General features: G+C 59.1%; 18 protein-coding genes. 9 read left to right on the top strand and 9 right to left on the bottom strand.

What is annotated here, in order from left to right:
* Positions 1 to 3: 3 nt before the first annotated feature.
* Both ABJH13_RS09965 and ABJH13_RS09960 read left to right on the top strand, forming a co-directional pair.
* The gene (locus tag ABJH13_RS09965; RefSeq protein WP_348406061.1) at positions 4 to 228 is read left to right on the top strand and encodes a DUF1150 family protein; all 225 of its coding nucleotides are present in this window, start codon (positions 4 to 6) and stop codon (positions 226 to 228) included.
* A gap of 36 nt (positions 229 to 264) precedes the next feature.
* Positions 265 to 1,146: a PhzF family phenazine biosynthesis protein gene (locus tag ABJH13_RS09960; RefSeq protein WP_348406060.1), complete on the top strand. Its 882-nt coding sequence runs from the start codon at positions 265 to 267 to the stop codon at positions 1,144 to 1,146.
* Positions 1,147 to 1,209: 63 nt separating this feature from the next.
* Here the strand turns inward: ABJH13_RS09960 and ABJH13_RS09955 are convergent, their stop codons facing one another.
* From ABJH13_RS09955 to trxB, 3 genes are all read right to left on the bottom strand, one after another.
* Positions 1,210 to 2,922, bottom strand: coding sequence for a bifunctional sulfate adenylyltransferase/adenylylsulfate kinase (locus ABJH13_RS09955; RefSeq protein ID WP_348406059.1), 1,713 nt, complete (start codon positions 2,920 to 2,922; stop codon positions 1,210 to 1,212).
* 152 nt (positions 2,923 to 3,074) lie between these two features.
* A complete protein-coding gene (locus ABJH13_RS09950) occupies positions 3,075 to 4,394 on the bottom strand; it encodes a cytochrome P450 (protein WP_348406058.1) in 1,320 nt (439 codons plus the stop codon).
* A gap of 157 nt (positions 4,395 to 4,551) precedes the next feature.
* The gene (trxB, locus tag ABJH13_RS09945; RefSeq protein WP_348406057.1) at positions 4,552 to 5,496 is read right to left on the bottom strand and encodes a thioredoxin-disulfide reductase; all 945 of its coding nucleotides are present in this window, start codon (positions 5,494 to 5,496) and stop codon (positions 4,552 to 4,554) included.
* Positions 5,497 to 5,701: 205 nt separating this feature from the next.
* Between trxB and ABJH13_RS09940 the strand changes: the two genes are divergently transcribed.
* The gene (locus ABJH13_RS09940) at positions 5,702 to 6,196 is read left to right on the top strand and encodes an Lrp/AsnC family transcriptional regulator (protein ID WP_348406056.1); all 495 of its coding nucleotides are present in this window, start codon (positions 5,702 to 5,704) and stop codon (positions 6,194 to 6,196) included.
* Between the two features lie 5 nt (positions 6,197 to 6,201).
* On the opposite strand, the gene pgeF is transcribed toward ABJH13_RS09940, so the two are convergent.
* From pgeF to lgt, 3 genes are read right to left on the bottom strand one after another with little or no spacing between them, the layout of a single operon-like run.
* Positions 6,202 to 6,957 (bottom strand): peptidoglycan editing factor PgeF, encoded by a 756-nt coding sequence (gene pgeF, locus ABJH13_RS09935; RefSeq protein ID WP_348406055.1) that lies wholly within the window; start codon positions 6,955 to 6,957, stop codon positions 6,202 to 6,204.
* Complete coding sequence (locus ABJH13_RS09930; protein WP_348406054.1) at positions 6,954 to 8,012, bottom strand: SAM-dependent methyltransferase; 1,059 nt, start codon at positions 8,010 to 8,012, stop codon at positions 6,954 to 6,956. The genes pgeF and ABJH13_RS09930 overlap by 4 nt, the downstream gene beginning before the upstream one ends.
* Complete coding sequence (gene lgt, locus ABJH13_RS09925; protein WP_348406053.1) at positions 8,009 to 8,893, bottom strand: prolipoprotein diacylglyceryl transferase; 885 nt, start codon at positions 8,891 to 8,893, stop codon at positions 8,009 to 8,011. The genes ABJH13_RS09930 and lgt overlap by 4 nt, the downstream gene beginning before the upstream one ends.
* 94 nt (positions 8,894 to 8,987) lie before the next feature.
* Between lgt and ABJH13_RS09920 the strand changes: the two genes are divergently transcribed.
* The 5 genes from ABJH13_RS09920 (at position 8,988) to ABJH13_RS09900 (ending at position 12,157) form a co-directional block, all read left to right on the top strand.
* Positions 8,988 to 9,230, top strand: coding sequence for an accessory factor UbiK family protein (locus tag ABJH13_RS09920; protein WP_348406052.1), 243 nt, complete (start codon positions 8,988 to 8,990; stop codon positions 9,228 to 9,230).
* A 295-nt stretch (positions 9,231 to 9,525) separates the two neighbouring features.
* Entirely contained in the window at positions 9,526 to 10,026 is a 501-nt protein-coding gene (locus tag ABJH13_RS09915; RefSeq protein WP_348406051.1) for a YbjN domain-containing protein, read from the top strand.
* A 37-nt stretch (positions 10,027 to 10,063) separates the two neighbouring features.
* Positions 10,064 to 10,879 carry a pyrroline-5-carboxylate reductase gene (gene proC, locus ABJH13_RS09910; protein ID WP_348406050.1) on the top strand — a complete coding sequence of 272 codons (816 nt, stop codon included), beginning with the start codon at positions 10,064 to 10,066 and terminating at the stop codon, positions 10,877 to 10,879.
* Entirely contained in the window at positions 10,872 to 11,210 is a 339-nt protein-coding gene (locus ABJH13_RS09905; RefSeq protein WP_348406049.1) for a tRNA-binding protein, read from the top strand. Before proC ends, ABJH13_RS09905 begins: the two co-directional genes overlap by 8 nt.
* On the top strand, positions 11,207 to 12,157 hold the full coding sequence (locus ABJH13_RS09900) for a D-glycerate dehydrogenase (protein WP_348406048.1): 951 nt from the start codon (positions 11,207 to 11,209) through the stop codon (positions 12,155 to 12,157). Before ABJH13_RS09905 ends, ABJH13_RS09900 begins: the two co-directional genes overlap by 4 nt.
* A 3-nt stretch (positions 12,158 to 12,160) precedes the next feature.
* Here the strand turns inward: ABJH13_RS09900 and ABJH13_RS09895 are convergent, their stop codons facing one another.
* Positions 12,161 to 12,742, bottom strand: a complete 582-nt coding sequence (locus tag ABJH13_RS09895) for a thymidine kinase (protein ID WP_348406047.1) — start codon at positions 12,740 to 12,742, stop codon at positions 12,161 to 12,163.
* 325 nt (positions 12,743 to 13,067) lie between these two features.
* Here ABJH13_RS09895 and ABJH13_RS09890 point away from each other — a divergent pair, with 325 nt between their 5' ends.
* On the top strand, positions 13,068 to 13,532 hold the full coding sequence (locus ABJH13_RS09890; protein WP_348406046.1) for a hypothetical protein: 465 nt from the start codon (positions 13,068 to 13,070) through the stop codon (positions 13,530 to 13,532).
* 1 nt (position 13,533) lies between these two features.
* Here ABJH13_RS09890 and ABJH13_RS09885 read toward each other — a convergent pair whose 3' ends face one another.
* Positions 13,534 to 14,658: a beta-ketoacyl-ACP synthase III gene (locus ABJH13_RS09885; protein ID WP_348406045.1), complete on the bottom strand. Its 1,125-nt coding sequence runs from the start codon at positions 14,656 to 14,658 to the stop codon at positions 13,534 to 13,536.
* Between the two features lie 164 nt (positions 14,659 to 14,822).
* Complete coding sequence (gene carB, locus ABJH13_RS09880; protein ID WP_348406044.1) at positions 14,823 to 18,182, bottom strand: carbamoyl-phosphate synthase large subunit; 3,360 nt, start codon at positions 18,180 to 18,182, stop codon at positions 14,823 to 14,825.
* Positions 18,183 to 18,194 lie beyond the last annotated feature (12 nt).

Raw genomic sequence — 18,194 nt, 5'->3', positions numbered from 1 at the left:
CAGATGCATGAACAATTTGAAGTAACTCCCGTCGACAGCCGCATTGTCTATGTCAAAGCGGTGGACGTGGCCGGGCTTTCAAGCGACGTGCGCGACCAGGCAGGCGACCTTGATCAGCTGTATGCGGTGCATGACAGCGAGGGCCAGCAACTGGCGCTTGTCGCGGACCGGAATTTGGCGTTTCGGTTGGCCCGACAGAATGATTATGCGCCCGTCGCGGTGCACTAACGTCTTGTGACACCAAGGCCAAAGGGAGGGGCGCACATGACCTTTGAATTTGATTGGGTCGATGCGTTTAGTGACGTCCCCTTTGGGGGCAACGGATGCGCCGTTGTGCACGGCGGTGCAGATACCCCGGACCCTGTGTGCATGGCATATGTGCGCGAAACATCCCTCGTTGAATGTACATTTACCGGTCCGTCAACGGTGGCCGACATCCGCGTGCGATATTTTCTGGCCAGTCGAGAGATCCCCTTTGCCGGGCACCCGACCGTCGCGACGGTTATGGCCATGCGCGCGCGGGGGCTCATCGCAGATGGTACACTGACACTGGAAACTGGGGCAGGGATCATCGCGGTCGAGGTGTCAGGCAATCTGGTGCATATGACGCAGATCGCGCCGGCGTTTGGGCCGCAGGTGCCCGCCGACCTCGTCGCGCAGGTCGGGGGGATATCGCCCGACCACATTATCGGCACGCCGCAGGTCGTATCGACGGGGTTGCCGTTTTGCGTGACCGTGGTGAAAGATCAGCACGTATTGCAGGGGGTGCAGCTCAATCTCGAGGCGCTCGCCGCACTTGGGACACATCTGCAACAACCCGACATCAACATGATGGAACCTTTTTGGGTTACGCAGTCCGGTGCCACGCCCGACGGCGACACCTATAGCCGCCTGTTGTTGGCCCCGCCCGGCCCACCAGAAGACGCGTTTACCGGGTCCGCAACGGGCGCGATGGCGGCGTATCTTTGGCACCATGGAATGATAGACCAGCCGGCATTCGTGGCCCATCAAGGGCACGGCATGGGCCGGCCTGGTCAGGCAAATGTCGAGGTTTTAGGCCCCCGCGATGCGATCAGCGGCGTACGGGTGTCGGGGCGCGGCGTGATTGTCATGTCAGGCCGGGTAAATCTGCCACAAACGGTATGACCGGGCGCCAACCGCCTCAAAAACGCCGCAGCCTTTGTTTGTCCGCGGCGTTTTTGATATGTATCAGGCCTTGAGGAGGCCCATGCTTTCGAGTTTGAGCAACACTTGGTGGGCGCAGGTGTCGACGTCGACGTTTTCTGTCTCCAGGCTCAACTCGGGGTTGGTGGGAACGTCGTAAGGATCTGAAATACCTGTGAATTCCTTGATCTTCCCTTCGCGCGCCAGCTTGTATAGCCCCTTGCGGTCACGGCGCTCGCATTCCTCGATGGTGGTCGCGACATGCACCTCGATGAAGGCGCCAAAGGCCTCGATGTCTTCGCGCACCGCGCGCCGGGTTGTGGCGTAGGGCGCGATGGGGGCGCAAATCGCGATGCCTCCGTTTTTGGTGATTTCAGAGGCGACATACCCGATGCGGCGGATGTTCAGATCGCGGTGTTCTTTGCTGAACCCCAATTCCGAAGACAGGTTTTTGCGCACGATATCGCCGTCCAGCAATGTCACAGGGCGGCCGCCCATTTCCATCAGTTTGACCATCAAGGCATTTGCCACGGTGGATTTGCCCGACCCCGAAAACCCGGTGAAAAATACGGTAAACCCTTGTTGGTCCCGCGGCGGGCGCGTGCGGCGCAATTCGGTGACCACATCGGGAAACGAGAACCATTCAGGGATCTCCAGACCTTCTTGCAGACGGCGACGCAACTCGGTGCCGGAAATGTTCAGGATGGTCACATCATCCTTGTCTTGGATCTCGTCCATCGGCTCGTATTGGGCGCGTTCCTGAACCCAAACCATGTGTTTGAAATCAACCATTTCGATGCCCATTTCGTCCTGATGCGCGCGGAACATATCCTGTGCATCATAGGCGCCATAGAAATCTTCGCCGGCCGAATTTTTGCCCGGGCCCGCGTGGTCACGGCCCACGATGAAATGGGTGCAGCCGTGGTTTTTGCGGATCAGCCCGTGCCAGACGGCCTCGCGGGGGCCGGCCATGCGCATCGCCAGGTTCAGCAGCGACATGGATGTGGTGGCGGCGGGGTATTTGTCGAGCACCGCCTCGTAGCAGCGCACGCGGGTGAAATGGTCAACGTCGCCGGGTTTAGTCATGCCCACGACGGGGTGGATCAGCAGGTTGGCTTCGGCCTCGCGGGCGGCGCGGAAGGTCAGTTCCTGGTGGGCACGGTGCAGCGGATTGCGGGTTTGAAACGCCACGACCTTGCGCCAACCGACCTTGCGGAAAAACGCACGCATCTCGTTTGGGGTGTCGCGACGGGCACGGAAATCATAGTGCACGGGCTGTTGAATGCCGGTGATAGGGCCGCCCAGATAGACGTTACCGGCTTGATTGTGCAGGTAATTTACAGCTGGGTGGGCGTCATCATCGGCGCCAAAGACTTTTTCGGCCTCGCGGGCTTTGTTGGGTGTCCAGCGGTCGGTGACCGTCATGGTGGCCAAAATCACGCCCTCTTGGTCGCGCAGGGCGATGTCTTGCCCAACCTCAAGACCTTCGGCAAAGGCATCGTTTACATCCAACGTGATCGGCATGGGCCACAGGGCGCCATCGGCCAAGCGCATGTTTTCGACGACACCGTCATAATCGGCCTGCGACAAGAACCCCTTGAGCGGGTTGAACCCGCCGTTCATCAGCAGCTCCAGATCGCAGATCTGGCGCGGGCTCAGATCCCAGCTGATCAAGTCACCGGCCTCTGCCTTTAGCTTCTGCGCAGACTCGTAAGATACATATAATTCAGGGATCGGAGATAGGTTGGCTTGTGTCATCACTTCACTCACTTGCAAAAAATGCGGTGCTCACCCGCGGCCGCGTTGCGCCCGCGCATAGCGTGTAAAGGATGAAACATTCAACCCAAGAGTGGGGCAGGGACGTGCATTCCTCCTATGACGACACTTCAATGCACATCCCGCAGGCGATGTTACCGGCGTGGCAACATCAAATGTAAACCACCCTTGGGTTTGGGGATCGGCATGCGTTGCCAGTCCGGCGCGGGCCCGGCCACTTGAACCCGGCGTTTGCGCAGCAGGGTGGCGACGAACAGTTTCACCTGCAGGCCCGAAAAATGCATGCCGATGCATTTATGCGCACCACCGCCAAAGGGGGTCCACGCAAATCGGTGGCTTTGATCTTCGGCGCGTTCGGGGGTGAAACGATCCGGGTCAAAGGTTGTGGGGTTGGTAAAAAGCTCGGGCGATAGCATCGTGACACCGGGGTTTAGCGCCAGCGATGTGCCTGCGGGGATGGTATAGCCTTTCCATTCGAAATCCCGCGTGGCTTGGCGCGGAATAAACGGAACCGGCGGCACTAACCGCAATGCTTCGCGAAAGACGTTGTTGGTCTGGGTCATCTTGCCCAATGCCTCTTCGTCTAGCGGCGCATCGCCAAGCGCTGCGACCTCTTGGGCCAGCCGGTCTTGCCAATCCGGGTGTGACGCCAAGGCCTCCATCATGACCGTCAGCGCCGTTGCCGTTGTGTCATGCGCGGCCATGATCAGTAGGTTGAACTGATCCAAAATCTGGTCTTCGGTCCAGCCCCGGCCTTCGTCATCGCGCGCCACACACATCTGCGAAAAGAAATCGTCGCCTGGGGTCGCGCGGCGTTCCGCGATCAGTTCGCGGAAGGTTTCACGCAGGAAATCACGACCACGCACACCGTGCCACATGGGCGTAAACGGAACCGGGTAGCGGATCAGGGCCACAGACGCGCGGATCTCGTCCTGAATGGCGCGGTTCACTTTTTGGGCCAAGGGACCATCCAGCGGCAGCCCCATGAAAACGGCACCCCCAATGCGCAGGGTCAGGGTCTTGATGGCCTTATAGAAATCAAAGGGCGTGTCGTCGGGCCAACTGTCCAGCAGATCCGACATCGCGCCGGTCATACGCAGCCGGTAATCGCGGATGGCTGATGCACGAAACGCGGCCTGCATGATGCGCCGGTTGGCGCGGTGGTGGTCAAAATCCAACGTGATCAGCCCGCCGGGATAGATGCGTTTCAACGCGTCCCACCCCCCTTCGGACGAAAACAATTGCTCCCGGTCAAGCAAGACGCGTTCTAATGCATCTGCGCCGCATAGGTTCACACGCCAAACGCCTAACATGTTGGTTTTGTAAACGGTTCCGTAGCGGTGGATGTAATCTTGTTGGGTGCCATAGCTGTCGCGCGCGATGGTCAATGTGTGACCGATGACGGGCAGGGCGGACGGGCCAGGGATATGCGCCAGGGCGGATTTGGTGGGCATGTAGGGAACCTCATGGAATGACATGTCGACGTATGACGACTTATCCGGCCCTGAGGTGTGAAGGCTGTTAACCCACCGCGCGCACGCAACACCCGCCCCGATGCGGGGGCGGGCGTGTGTGATTTTGGGGCGTCCCGATTGGGCGCGCGCGGCTTCTTTAGGTGTCGTTTTCCGCCAAAAACCGTTCGGCTTCTAGGGCGGCCATGCAGCCCATGCCGGCCGATGTCACCGCTTGGCGGTATTTGTGGTCGGTCAGGTCACCTGCCGCGAACACCCCCGGAATAGAGGTCTCGGTGCTGTCGGGTTTGGTGACAACATAGCCGCCCATATGCGTTTCAAGCACGTCTTTCACCAGTTCGTTTGACGGCGCATGACCAATGGCCACAAACACACCTTTGGCGGGGATCTCTGTGATCTCGCCGGTTTGGGTATGTTTGACGCGCACGGCCTCGACGCCCAAGGGGGCATCCGTGCCGACGACTTCGTCCAATTCATGGAACCACAGCGGTTCGATCTTGGGATTTTTGAGCAACCGATCAATCAATATTCTTTCGGCGCGCAGTTCGTCGCGGCGGTGGATCAGCGTGACCTTGGAGGCAAAGTTGGTCAAAAACAGCGCCTCTTCGACGGCCGTGTTGCCGCCGCCGATCACGACGATCTCTTGACCACGGTAGAAAAACCCATCGCAGGTGGCGCAGGCAGACACACCAAACCCCTTGAATTTTTCCTCAGACGGCAGCCCCAGCCACTTGGCCCGCGCGCCGGTCGCCAAAATGACCGCATCCGCAATATAGGTGGTGCCGCTATCGCTTTGCGCGGTGAAGGGCCTGTGCGACAGATCAAGGTCGGTGATGATGTCGCCAATGATTTCGGTGCCCATCGCCTTGGCGTGGTCTTGCATGCGCACCATCAAATCGGGGCCCTGTACTTCGGTGTCACCGGGCCAGTTTTCGACTTCGGTGGTTGTGGTCAATTGGCCGCCGGGCTCAATGCCCTGGACCAAAATAGGGTTCAGCATGGCGCGGCTGGCGTAGATGCCCGCAGTGTAGCCTGACGGCCCTGATCCAATGATCAGCACGCGTGTGTGTTTCGTTTCGGCCATAAGGGTCCCCACTTCGTTTCTAAACAGCTTCCTGCATATATAGGCTCGATGCGACTGCCGAAACCCCTATCCGCGCGCAGATTTCAGCCAACGTGAAGATGTGATTTTGCCTGAGAATTGAAATAATATTGCGCTTTGGTGAAATATTATTGCGCGCAATGTGTTGGCTGGTATAATAAGCGGAAAATTCGAGGATAAACGAGCCGTGACGCGACTAGACCCGATTGACCGAAAAATCCTAGCAGAACTTCAGGCCGACGGGCGGATGACCAACGTGGAATTGGCCAAACGCGTAGGCATTTCGGCGCCGCCCTGTTTGCGCCGGGTGCGCAGCCTCGAAGAGGCGGGCTACATCAAAGGCTATCATGCAGAGGTCGACGCGCGCGCGCTTGGCTTTGAGGTGCAGGTCTTTGCCATGGTCGGGTTGGTCAGCCAAGCCGAGGCGGATCTGAGCGCGTTTGAAAACCGCTGCCGGGCGTGGCCGTTGGTGCGCGAATGTCACATGCTGAACGGCGAGGTGGATTTTGTCCTGAAATGCGCCGCCCCCGATTTGTCGAGCTTTCAGCAGTTTCTGACCGGTGATTTGCTGACCTCGCCCAACGTTGCAAGCGTCAAGACATCGCTGGTCATTCGGGGGGCCAAGGATGATCCGGGCGTGCCGTTTGATGTGCTAGAAGACCGGCTCAGCACGTCCGCCTGACGACACTAAAGCGCGATGGCCGCGATCAACCGCCCGTAATCGGCCTCTTGTGCGTGGGTGGCCCGGCGGAACGAATAAAACCGATCTGCGTCACTATAGGTGCAATGACGGGTCCATTCGGCAACGCCCACACCCGCCGCGCGCAACCGATGCAGGCCAAACGCGGGCAGGTCAAACAACATCCTGTCATCGACGCCCGCAGCAAAAAACTGTGTATTTTCGCGGGCATTTTCCACGAAGGTTTCGAAAAATTCGGGGCCGACCTCGTAGGCGCGTTGCGAAATAGAGGGCCCGATGACCGCTACGATTGTTTCGCGGGTGGCGCCTAATGCGCACATCGCGTCCACCGTGGCCGCAAGCACCCCGTCCAGCGCGCCGCGCCAGCCCGCATGGGCCGCCCCGATCACCCCGGCGTTGGCATCGGCAAACAACACCGGCTGGCAATCGGCGCTGAGCACAGACAGGGCCAACCCCGGCGTCCGTGTGACCAAGGCGTCGGCGCGCGGTTTGGCGGCCAGTGGCGCGTCAATCGTGACCACGGTGGCCGAATGGACCTGATGCACGCCTTGCAGATGATCTGCGGCGACGGCCATGGCGTCGGCGACACGCGCGCGGTTGATCGCGACAATCTCGGTTTGGTCCGAGCTGCCTTGCCCGCAGTTCAACCCCGCAAAGACCCCCGATGATGCGCCGCCGCGTCGAGTGAAAAACCCGTGCCTCAGCGGCGATAAAACGTCTGATGTCAGAATTTCGAGTGTCATATGTCCAATCCCGGCGGGGGGGTGGCCCCGTCTGGGAACAGGGCGATTACCTTGAACAAGTTTCCCATTTCATCAGGGTGCGTCAAGCGCCGATGCGCCGCGATGTGGGTCTCAAGCGCAGAACCGCAAAGTTTCGCCGCGAGGGCTTGGGCCCGCTGCGTGATCCCGAGGCGTTCAAGGAACACACCTTGCGGGGTCATTGCGCTGGTGCGGCAGGGGGCAGCGGTGGCCAATGCCGCGAAATCCACATGGGCGGTCAGGTCTGCGGTGCCCGGATCCGCCAGCGGATCAACAGGCGCGTGGTTTTGAACGGCTTGAAAGGTGTCGCCTTTGCTGTGCCAATCACCGTAGTCGATGATCAACCCGGCACCGCCATGCCGTGCGATGCGCCACCCGATGGCGTGCATGATAGGGGCGATTGCTGGTGTCTCTTCGACCACGTCGCCGGGGGCGGTATCTGCCAGCCGCATGGCCAGCGCCGGTTGTGGCAATTCGGGCCCCCGGCCACGCACAAGTGTCCCGTCTGACAGGCCAATTTGGGTTTCGTGCCAATGGCGCGCGCCACGGGTGAATTGGCGAATGGGCAGCGCGTCGAAAAATTCGTTAGCGATGAGAAACAAGGGTTGGTCGGGCAGGTCCTCTGCGGTGCGGCAATGTCGGAGTGTATAGTCTGACAGGTGGTTTTTCTGCTGCTGGATCAATTGCGGCGCGGCCTCGATCAGGGTGATGTCGGCGGCGTCATGGAAACCGGGCACCGCCCGCGTGCTGCGTAAAATATCGGCCATTAACGTGCCGCGACCGGGGCCAAGTTCTGCCAAGGTAAACCGGTGCGGTGCGCCCTGATCCAGCCAGGCTTGCGCCAAACACAGGCCTGTCACTTCGCCAAACATTTGGCTGATCTCGGGGGCGGTGATAAAATCACCGCTGGTGCCAAAGGGCGTTGCGGTGGTGTAATACCCGTGCGTGGGGTGCAGCAGGCAGTCTGCCATGTAGTCTACCAAGGACATAGGCCCATCCTGCGCGATGCGCGCGGTAAGGATATCGCGCAGGCTCATGTGCGGCTGCGGGCGCGCATGATCAACACAAGCCCTAGCGCGATCATCGGAAGACAGAGCATTTGCCCCATGGTCAGCCCCCAGCCGTTGATGTGCCACGCAAGGCCCAAAGGGTTGCCATCGCTGATAAATTGCGCATCTGGTTGGCGCAGAAATTCAACCGCAAACCGCGCGACGCCGTAGCCCGCAAAGAACACCCCAGCCACGCGCCCTGGTGTTTTGAGCGCGCCCGACCGCCACACCAGCCAAATTAATACAGCCCCCAACAGCACCCCTTCGAGCCCCGCCTCATAAAGCTGCGAGGGGTGGCGTGCGCAGATATCTACGATGCCGGGGCAGTCTTGTGCGGCGTAGGTGGGAAAGGCCACACCCCACGGCAGGTCGGTCGGACGGCCCCAAAGCTCGGCGTTGATGAAATTGGCAATGCGCCCCAGCAACAGCCCTGGTGGCACGCCCAAGGCCATGATGTCCGCCGCGCTAAGCCGCGCGATGTCATGCCGCCACGTGAACACAAACCCCGCGACAATCACACCCAGTAGCCCGCCATGAAAGGCCATGCCGCCTTGCCATACCGCCAGAATTTCGCCGGGGTTTTGCAGATAATATTCGGGTTGGTAAAACGCCACATACCCAATGCGCCCGCCCACGATGACGCCAATAATCACCCAGGTCAGCAGGTCTTCGATTTGGGGTTTTGTCATCACCGGCGTGTCGTCGGGCCACAATCGCGGCGTCTGCACCGCGCGCACGACCAGCTGCCAGCCGATCACGATACCAACAATATAGGCCAGTGCGTACCAACGCAGCGCAAAGTCAAAACCCATGAGCGAGATGGAAAAGATCTCGGGTGAGATATCGGGGAAGGGCAAACGTGCATGCATAGTGCATCCTTTCCTGTGCAGGGTGGGGGAAGTCAACCTTGCGCGATGCGTGCATTCGCCCCATATACGTATTGTGAACAGCCGGAGGCGACCGATGCAGACGCGTAACAAAATTTTTGATGATATCTCGCAGTTGATGACCAATGCGATGGGTGTGGCGCAAGGCGCGCGGGACGAAGCCGAGACGGCGATGAAGGGCATGATGGACCGTTGGTTGGCCGATCGTGACTTTGTCACGCGCGAAGAGTTCGACGCGGTCCGTGCCATGGCCCAAAAGGCCCGTGAGGAAAACGAAGCCCTTAAGGCGCGTCTGGATGCGCTCGAATCTAAGGGCTGACAGTTTTATATTGCTGGTAGGACGGGGCGCGTGACAGCTGTTGCGCGCCTTATTTCGTTAACTATTACGCTAAAACGATGCGCCGCACCTCTTTCGATGACGATATTTTGCGGCGCGGGGCCATTCATCCACAACTTATTGAGGTTACCCACAACAAAAGGGGTTGCCACACTGGGATTCGCACACCACCATATCTAGTATAGACACGGGGGATCGCCCCGGTCTGTAGAGCAGGCACCTGATGATGGGGGCTCGGTTGGTCCCTCGCTACTGGTGCGATAAAAAGAGGTGTATCATGGCCCTTTCAGAGCAGTTTATCGAAGACGACATCCACCCCATCGACATCGTCGAACATCTGGCGGCCCATCACGAATGGGACTTTGACAGGATCTCGGACGAACAGATCGCGATGGCTGTGGAAGGCCAATGGCGCACGTATTCGGTGACACTGGCGTGGTCTGCCTATGACGAGACGCTGCGGATGATCTGCACCTTTGACATGGAACCCCCTGCGCAAAAACTGCCCGAACTCTACGAATTGGTGAACCACATCAACGACCAATGCTGGGCCGGCGCGTTTACCTTTTGGACCGAACAAAAGCTGATGGTCTACCGGTATGGGTTGGTTTTGGCGGGCGGGCACGTGGCCAGCGCTGAACAGATCGACACCATGATCGGCGCCGCCGTGATGAGCGCCGAGCGGTATTACCCGGCGATGCAATTGCTGGTCTGGGGCGACCAAACCCCCACACAAGCGCTGCAGGTCGCCATTGCAGAGGCCTACGGTCGGGCGTAAACCTACCCCCAAGACACAAGGGTTTGGGGGGATTATCATGCAAAACAGTCGCATCGCGCGCCAAGGGCTGGTTCTGTTGGGCTGCGGCAAGATGGGATCCGCCATGTTGGCGGGCTGGTTGGCCAGCGGTCTGCCTGCGACATCCGTTTGGGTGATGGACCCAAACCCATCTGACTGGCTGCGCGGGGCGGGGGTGCATCTGAACGGCACCTTGCCGGATACCCCTGCAGTTGTTTTGATCGCGGTTAAGCCGCAGATGATGGCGGATGCATTGCCGAGCTTGCAGGCCATGGGCGGGGGCGACACGGTGTTTGTCAGCGTTGCTGCCGGGGTCACGCTGGCCCGGATGCAAGATATTCTGGGGGCGGGCACTCCGATCATTCGCGCAATGCCGAACACCCCCGCAGCGATATCCAGAGGGATCACTGCGATCATCGGCAATGCCCACGCAAGCGCCCCGGCGCTGGACGAGGCAGACACGTTGCTGGCGGCGGTGGGCGATGTGGTGCGTCTGTCTGACGAGGCGCAGATTGATGCGGTCACGGGCGTCAGTGGTTCGGGCCCGGCCTATGTGTTTCATATGATCGAAACAATGGCTGCGGCAGGCGTGGCGCAAGGGTTGCCCGCAGATTTGGCCCTGCAATTGGCCAAGGCGACCGTGGCGGGGGCCGGGGCGTTGGCCCAAAGCGCCCAAGAAGACCCAAGCCAGCTGCGTGTGAATGTGACATCGCCCAATGGCACCACGCAAGCCGCACTAGAGGTCTTGATGGACGTGGACCAAGGGTTTCCTGCGCTGCTGGGTCGCGCGGTAAAGGCTGCAACAGATCGCTCACGGGAGTTGGCAAATGGATAACATCAGTTTCGACGATTTTCAGAAGGTAGACGTACGCTGCGGGACGATCCTGCGCGCCGAACCCTTCCCCGAGGCACGTAACCCTGCGATCAAAATGTGGATCGATTTTGGCCCCGAATTGGGTGAAAAAAAGACATCTGCCCAGATCACAGCCCATTATGACCCTGCCACATTGGTGGGCAAACAGGTGCTGGCGGTGGTGAATTTCCCACCCCGTCAGATCGGGCCGTTTATGTCCGAGGTGCTGGTGCTTGGGTTGCCCGATGACAGCGGCGCGATCGTGTTGATCGGCCCGGATGAAGCCGTACCACAAGGGGGGCGGATGCATTGACCCGTGTGTTTATCTCGCGGCCCTTGCCCGACAGCGTGCTGGCCGCCGCGCACGATCTGTTTGACGTCACCGTGCGCCCCGAAACCTCGCCGTTGACGGCGGATGAAATGCGCACGGCATTGCGGGACTATGACGGGGTGCTGCCAACGCTGGGGGATATGTTCTCGGCGGATATCCTTGGGGGCGCATCGTGGCGCTGCAAGATCCTCGCCAACTTTGGCGTGGGGTATAACCATATTGACGTGACCGCAGCACAGGCGGCTGGAATGACTGTAACAAACACCCCCGGTGCGGTGACAGACGCCACCGCCGACACCGCCATGACGCTGATGTTGATGAGCGCACGCCGCGCCGGCGAAGGCGAACGTCTGGTGCGCGCAGGCACGTGGGAAGGGTGGCACCCGACGCAGCTTTTGGGGATGCATCTGGGCGGCAAGACCGTCGGGATCGTCGGTATGGGCCGCATCGGGCAGGCCATCGCGCGGCGCTGTCATTTTGGGTTTGGAATGCAGGTGGCCTATCACAGCCGGTCTCCTAAAGTGTTGGATTTCCCCGCTATCCAAAAGGCCAGTTTGCTGGATCTGGCCGGGGCGTGCGATGTATTGGTGATCGCGGTGCCCGGTGGCAATGACACCCACCATCTGATCAACGCAGACGTGTTGGCCGCCATGCCCACGCATGCGCATCTGGTCAACATCGCGCGCGGCAATGTGGTCGAAGAGGCCGCGTTGATCCATGCCCTAAAAACTGGCCAAATCGGCGGGGCTGGTTTGGATGTCTATGAATTCGAACCGGCGGTGCCAGATGCGTTACGTGCGTTGGAAAACGTCGTGCTGCTGCCGCATATCGGTACGGCGGCGTTGGAAGTGCGCGAAGAAATGGGGCTGATGTCGGTGCGCAACTTGCAGGCGTTCTTTGCCGGGGACACGCCGCCTAATCTGGTGTGACGGTTACCCGTCTTCCATTGCGGCGCGCCAATGTCGACGACACAGCGAGACATAGGTTTCGTTGCCGCCGATTTGCACCTGCGCGCCATCGCGCAGGGCTTTGCCGTTTTCGTCCTGGCGCACGACCATGGTGGCCTTTTTGCCGCAATGGCAGATCGTGCGAACCTCGCGCATTTCATCGGCCAAGGCCAACAACGTTGCCGAACCGGGAAACAACTGCCCGCGAAAATCGACGCGCAGGCCAAAGCACATAATAGGCACGCCTATATCGTCGACGGCGCGGGCCAACTGCCACACCTGCGCATCGGTCAAAAACTGCGCTTCGTCGATGAAAACACAGGCGATTTTGTTGCGGGTGACCTGTTCGTGCAGGCGCGCAAATAGGTCGTCCTCTGGCGCGAAGGTATCGGCGGGCTCGCCTATGCCGATGCGCGAGGCAATGCGCCCGTCTCCGGCCCGGTGGTCAAAACCAGCCGTTAACAGATAGGGCACCATTCCGCGTTCTCGGTAGTTGTGGGCTGCCTGCAAAAGCACGGTCGATTTGCCGGCGTTCATTGTGGAGTAATGGAAGTAGAGCTTGGCCATGCGGGTTCATATGTCGGCGAAAACGCTGCCGCAAGCGCCGTTTTTTGATTTTGCTGGGCCGTATGGTCGGTGTTGAGGCTGTTGGTCAGAACAAGAGCCCGTGCGCGACTGTCAACGCAAACGTTAACCTACCGGTCCCACACCGGCAGAGCGCACGAGGACTCTGACCCAAAACCGGCACTGGGAGGGCCGGCCACTCGCTAGACTCCCGAACAAGGGAGATGCTTTTATAAATGACATTTCCCTGACATCCGATTAATGGAAATAACAAAGCAGGTTTTCAAAGAGATGAAAGCTGGATGTTTCAGGTTTGAGAAGGTCCAAGATGACGGCAATTGGTAGGTACTTAAAAAAGCACACCGAAGCTCTGGTAAAGGATGTCGGTGTCGAACAAGCGTGCGAGCTGACCGGAAAGTCCAAGGCCACATTGGGGCGCTATTATTCGGATCACGACGAACACGCAGACCGCTTTATGCCGATCGAAGCGGTGGCATTGTTGGAAAAAGCCGCGAAATATCCGCATGTGACGGGGGCATTGGCGGAATTGTCCGGGTCGTCGTTGCAGTATGATGAACGCAGGCCCAACGACGAACGGACAGGCGGGGTGAATTCCGATGTGATCGCGTTGAGCCAACGGTTTGCGATGCTGATGGCAGAGTACCAGCAGTCTATGGAAGACGGCAAAATCACCGTGAACGAGGCCAAACGGCTGCTAAAGGAAACGGGCCTTTTGCAGCAAGTCTTGATCGACATGAAGCTGCATCTTGAAAACGACCACGGGGCCCCGTGACCTAACCCTGACGTTCGACCAACACGGACCCCACTGAATATCCCGCCCCAAACGAGCAAATTAATCCTTTAGCTCCGTCTTGCAAGTCATTGGAATATTTTGAGAAGGCGATGATTGACCCGGCCGAAGATGTGTTCGCATAATCTTGTAGGATATTGGGTTGCTCTGCGGGGTCCGGGGTCCTGCCAAGCACCTTTTTGCCAATGAAATCATTCATCGTTTTATTGGCCTGATGAAGCCACAGACGTTTTAGATCAGAGGCCTGCACACAACCGTCAGCCATGTGCCGGGCGATGTGTTCCGAGACCAGTGGCAGCACCTCTTTAAAGACCTTACGGCCGTTTTGCATGAACTGCATGTCGCGTTGGTCGGCCATGCCCGTCGGCCGAGATCGGCGCAGGTACCCGTTGTTGTTGCGGATATTGTTGGAGAATTCAGTGGCGCACCGCGTTGATATCACTTTGAAATGTGCAGAATTCGCATCTTGTTCACGTTCGATCAGGGTCGCGGTCGCGACGTCCCCGAATATGAAGTGACAGTCCCGGTCACGCCACTCTAAATGGGCGGAACAGATCTCGGGATTGATGACCAACGCGCTGCGGATGCTGCCTGCGCGTATCATATCGGCGGCGGCTTGGATCCCGAAGGTCGCCGACGAACACGCCACGTTCATATCAAACGCAAAGCCACCTGTCCCCAGAAGGTTTTGGATCTCAATGGCGACCGCGGGGTAGGCCCGTTCCATATTGGATGCAGCGCAAATTACCAGATCAACATCGTGGGAAGATTTTTTTGCTTGATCAAGCGCTTGTCGTGCGGCGTTCATCCCGATTTCGGCCATAAGAGACGGTTCATCATCTGCACGTTGGCGCAACAAAGGGTGCATCACGGTTGGGTCTAAAATGCCCTGCTTGTCGATGACGTAGCGCTGCTTGATCCCGGATGCCTTTTCGATGAAGCCTTCAGAAGAATAGGCCTTGGCATCACATATCCCGGCGTCGATATCTACCGCGTTTTCAGTGTTGTAGAGATCGACGTACGCGTTAAACGCGGCAACCAGCTCGGCGTTGGTGATCACCTGAGACGGGGTGTATACGCCGGTGCCGGTGATGGCGGGAATGTGCATGGCTGTGCTCCTAGAGGTCAGGCACAGTGGGCGAAGTTGGCGACAAAGGTCAAGCCACTGGACGTAACGTCCAGTGTGTTGGTCGCGGGGGAATGCCCTGTTTCACCACTCATTAAGGCCACGCGCGACACACACCCGGTCAGGGCATCTGTCGCGCCTTGTGTTTAACCCTGCAGGGCTTTCACGCTGACGTCGCCGTCGGCCTGTGCACGGATCGCCAGCGCAGCCGCATGCGCGCCCGCAGCCGTCGTGAAATACGGGATCTTATCGTATAGCGCGATTGACCGGATGCTTTTGCTGTCTTCGACCGCTTGCGCCCCTTCGGTGGTGTTCATGACCAGATGGATGTCTTCGTCTTTCATCATGTCGGTGATGTCAGGACGCCCTTCATAGACCTTGTTGACGATGCCCGCGGTCAGCCCATGGTCGTTAAGCCATTGGGCGGTGCCACGTGTGGCAACCACGGTAAAGCCTTGATCCAGCAGGATTTGGGTGGCTTCCAGCATGTCGTTTGTTTTGTCCATGTCCTTGATCGACAAGAACGCACAGCCTGTCGCGGGCAGGATCGTCCCGGCCCCCATTTGCGCCTTGAGAAACGCGCGCGGGAAGTCGCGATCCCATCCCATGACCTCGCCTGTAGAGCGCATTTCCGGCCCCAGCAACGTATCAACACCGGGGAACCGGGCAAATGGCAACACGGCCTCTTTGACGGAAAACCACGGCATGTTCGGGTCGGCCAATGTCATGGGATCGCCCAAGGGCAGGGTGGCCGCATAGGCGGCATCGGCGTCATAGGGCGCGCGTTTTGGGAAGGTCGATAGGGGTTCGCCCGCCATAATGCGCGCGGCGATGGATGCAATCGCACTGTCGGTGGCTTTGGCCACAAACGGCACGGTCCGCGAGGCCCGTGGGTTGACCTCGATCAGGTAGATGTCGCCATCTTTGATCGCGAACTGAATGTTCATCAGACCAACCACATGCAGGGCCTTGGCTAACGCGTGGGTTTGCGTTTCGATCTGCTCGATGATGTCGCGTGACAGCGAATAGGGGGGCAGCGAACACGCACTATCGCCCGAATGCACGCCGGCCTCTTCGATGTGTTGCATGATACCCGCCACGTGCACGTCCGTGCCATCACACAGCGCGTCCACATCGAGTTCCACCGCGCCAGACAGGTAGCTATCCAGCAGCACGGGGCTGTCGCCCGACACCACAACGGCGGTGCTGATATAGCGTTCTAAGCTGGCCTGATCGCGCACGATCTCCATGGCGCGACCGCCCAAGACATAGGATGGGCGGATCACCAAGGGGAACCCGATATCTTTCGCGATCTCAATGGCTTCGGCGTCAGAATGGGCAATGCCGTTTTTCGGTTGTTTCAGGCCCAACTGCTGCACCAATTGCTGGAACCGCTCGCGATCTTCGGCCAGATCAATGGCATCGGGCGTGGTGCCAAGAATAGGGATGCCCTCGTCGGCCAAGGCCTGCGCGATTTTCAAAGGTGTCTGGCCGCCGAACTGTACGATCACACCGTGCAGGGTGCCGTTCTCTTGTTCGGTGCGCAGGATTTCCATCACATGTTCAAACGTCAGCGGCTCAAAATACAGCCGATCCGAGGTGTCATAATCGGTGCTGACGGTTTCGGGGTTGCAGTTGACCATGATGGTCTCAAAACCCGCATTCGTCAGTGCATAGCACGCGTGGCAGCAGCAATAGTCGAATTCGATCCCTTGCCCGATGCGGTTGGGACCGCCGCCCAAAATCACCACTTTCTTGCGGTCAGAGGGGCGCGATTCGCATTCGACCTCGCCAAAAACGGGCGATTCGTATGTGGAATACATGTAGGGCGTTTGGGCTTCGAATTCGGCCGCGCAGGTGTCGATGCGTTTGAACACAGCGGTGACACCTTCGGCATGGCGGGCGCGGCGCACGTCGGTTTCGGTTTGACCCGACAGTTCAGCCAGACGCGCGTCGGTAAAGCCCATCATTTTCAAATGCCGCAGCCCGGCTGCGTCGCGAGGCAAGCCGTTCATGTGAACTTCGGCCTCGGCTTGGATGATCTCGCGGATGCGCGCCAAGAACCACGGGTCAAACATGGTTGTCGCGTGGATGTCATCGTTGCTCATGCCGTGGCGCATGGCTTGCGCGATGGTGCGCAGACGGTCCGGTGTTTGTTGGCTGATCGCCTTGACGATGGCGGCGGTGTTTTGTGCGGCACCGGCGGGCAGCGCGGGGTCGATGCCGGGAATGTCGATTTCGTTGAACCCGGTCAGGCCCTCTTCCATCGACGCCAGCGCTTTTTGCAGCGATTCGTGAATGGTGCGGCCAATGGACATGGCCTCGCCCACAGATTTCATCGCGGTGGTCAGATCCGGGGTAGAACCGGGGAATTTCTCAAACGCAAACTTGGGGATTTTTGTCACGACATAGTCGATTGTCGGCTCAAAGCTGGCGGGTGTCACCTTGGTGATGTCATTGTCGAGCTCGTCGAGGGTGAAGCCCACCGCCAGTTTCGCCGCGATTTTCGCAATCGGGAACCCTGTCGCCTTGGAGGCCAACGCCGAAGACCGGCTGACACGGGGGTTCATCTCGATCACCACCATACGGCCGTCCGCCGGGTTCACGGCCCACTGCACGTTGGAGCCGCCCGTTTCGACGCCGATCTCGCGCAACACGGCGATCGAATGATTGCGCATGATCTGGTATTCTTTGTCGGTCAAGGTCAGCGCAGGGGCGACGGTGATGCTGTCGCCGGTGTGCACGCCCATTGGGTCTACGTTTTCGATGGAACACACGATGATGGCATTGTCGGCGGTGTCGCGCACCACCTCCATCTCGTACTCTTTCCAACCCAGCAAGGATTCGTCGACCAAGATCTGCCCCACCGGGCTTGCGTCCATGCCCGACCGGCAGATGGCCTCATAGTCGTCGCGGTTGTACGCAACGCCGCCACCGGTGCCGCCCATGGTAAAGGCAGGGCGGATAATCGCGGGCAGGCCGACGTCCTCAAGTGCTTCAAGTGCTACATTAACACCGGCCTGTAAGTCTTTCTTTCCCTTTGTATCTTTTGGGGCCGTAACAATCGTTGCTTTGGGGTTTTCGATGCCCAAACGGTCCATCGCCTCGCGGAACAACTTGCGGTCTTCTGCCATCTCGATGGCGTCGCGTTTGGCGCCGATCATTTCGACGTTGAACTTATCCAAAACGCCCATTTCCTCAAGCGCCAGCGAGGTGTTCAGCCCGGTTTGTCCACCCATGGTGGGCAGCAACGCATCGGGGCGTTCTTTTTCAATGATCTTGGCGACCATCTCCGGGGTGATGGGTTCGATGTAGGTGGCATCTGCCAGCCCGGGGTCCGTCATGATTGTGGCGGGGTTGGAGTTCACCAGGATGACCCGGTAGCCTTCTTCCTTCAGCGCCTTACAGGCTTGTGCGCCTGAATAGTCAAATTCGCAGGCCTGGCCAATCACGATGGGCCCAGCCCCGATGATCATGATAGATTTGATATCGGTTCTTTTTGGCATGGTGCGACCCCT

It is taken from the genome of Roseobacter sp. (assembly GCF_039970775.1).
Lineage (GTDB): Bacteria > Pseudomonadota > Alphaproteobacteria > Rhodobacterales > Rhodobacteraceae > Roseobacter.
The sequence above is the reverse complement of the archived record's forward strand: the minus strand, read 5'-3'. Positions and strand labels throughout refer to the sequence as shown.

Coding starts and splice junctions, on each gene's coding strand:
- ABJH13_RS09965 (WP_348406061.1), top strand. CDS start 4: ATGCATGAACAATTTGAAGTAACTCCCGTCGACAGCCGCATTGTCTAT.
- ABJH13_RS09960 (WP_348406060.1), top strand. CDS start 265: ATGACCTTTGAATTTGATTGGGTCGATGCGTTTAGTGACGTCCCCTTT.
- ABJH13_RS09955 (WP_348406059.1), bottom strand. CDS start 2,922: ATGACACAAGCCAACCTATCTCCGATCCCTGAATTATATGTATCTTAC.
- ABJH13_RS09950 (WP_348406058.1), bottom strand. CDS start 4,394: ATGCCCACCAAATCCGCCCTGGCGCATATCCCTGGCCCGTCCGCCCTG.
- trxB (WP_348406057.1), bottom strand. CDS start 5,496: ATGGCCGAAACGAAACACACACGCGTGCTGATCATTGGATCAGGGCCG.
- pgeF (WP_348406055.1), bottom strand. CDS start 6,957: ATGACACTCGAAATTCTGACATCAGACGTTTTATCGCCGCTGAGGCAC.
- ABJH13_RS09930 (WP_348406054.1), bottom strand. CDS start 8,012: ATGAGCCTGCGCGATATCCTTACCGCGCGCATCGCGCAGGATGGGCCT.
- lgt (WP_348406053.1), bottom strand. CDS start 8,893: ATGCATGCACGTTTGCCCTTCCCCGATATCTCACCCGAGATCTTTTCC.
- ABJH13_RS09920 (WP_348406052.1), top strand. CDS start 8,988: ATGCAGACGCGTAACAAAATTTTTGATGATATCTCGCAGTTGATGACC.
- ABJH13_RS09915 (WP_348406051.1), top strand. CDS start 9,526: ATGGCCCTTTCAGAGCAGTTTATCGAAGACGACATCCACCCCATCGAC.
- proC (WP_348406050.1), top strand. CDS start 10,064: ATGCAAAACAGTCGCATCGCGCGCCAAGGGCTGGTTCTGTTGGGCTGC.
- ABJH13_RS09905 (WP_348406049.1), top strand. CDS start 10,872: ATGGATAACATCAGTTTCGACGATTTTCAGAAGGTAGACGTACGCTGC.
- ABJH13_RS09895 (WP_348406047.1), bottom strand. CDS start 12,742: ATGGCCAAGCTCTACTTCCATTACTCCACAATGAACGCCGGCAAATCG.
- ABJH13_RS09890 (WP_348406046.1), top strand. CDS start 13,068: ATGACGGCAATTGGTAGGTACTTAAAAAAGCACACCGAAGCTCTGGTA.
- ABJH13_RS09885 (WP_348406045.1), bottom strand. CDS start 14,658: ATGCACATTCCCGCCATCACCGGCACCGGCGTATACACCCCGTCTCAG.
- carB (WP_348406044.1), bottom strand. CDS start 18,182: ATGCCAAAAAGAACCGATATCAAATCTATCATGATCATCGGGGCTGGG.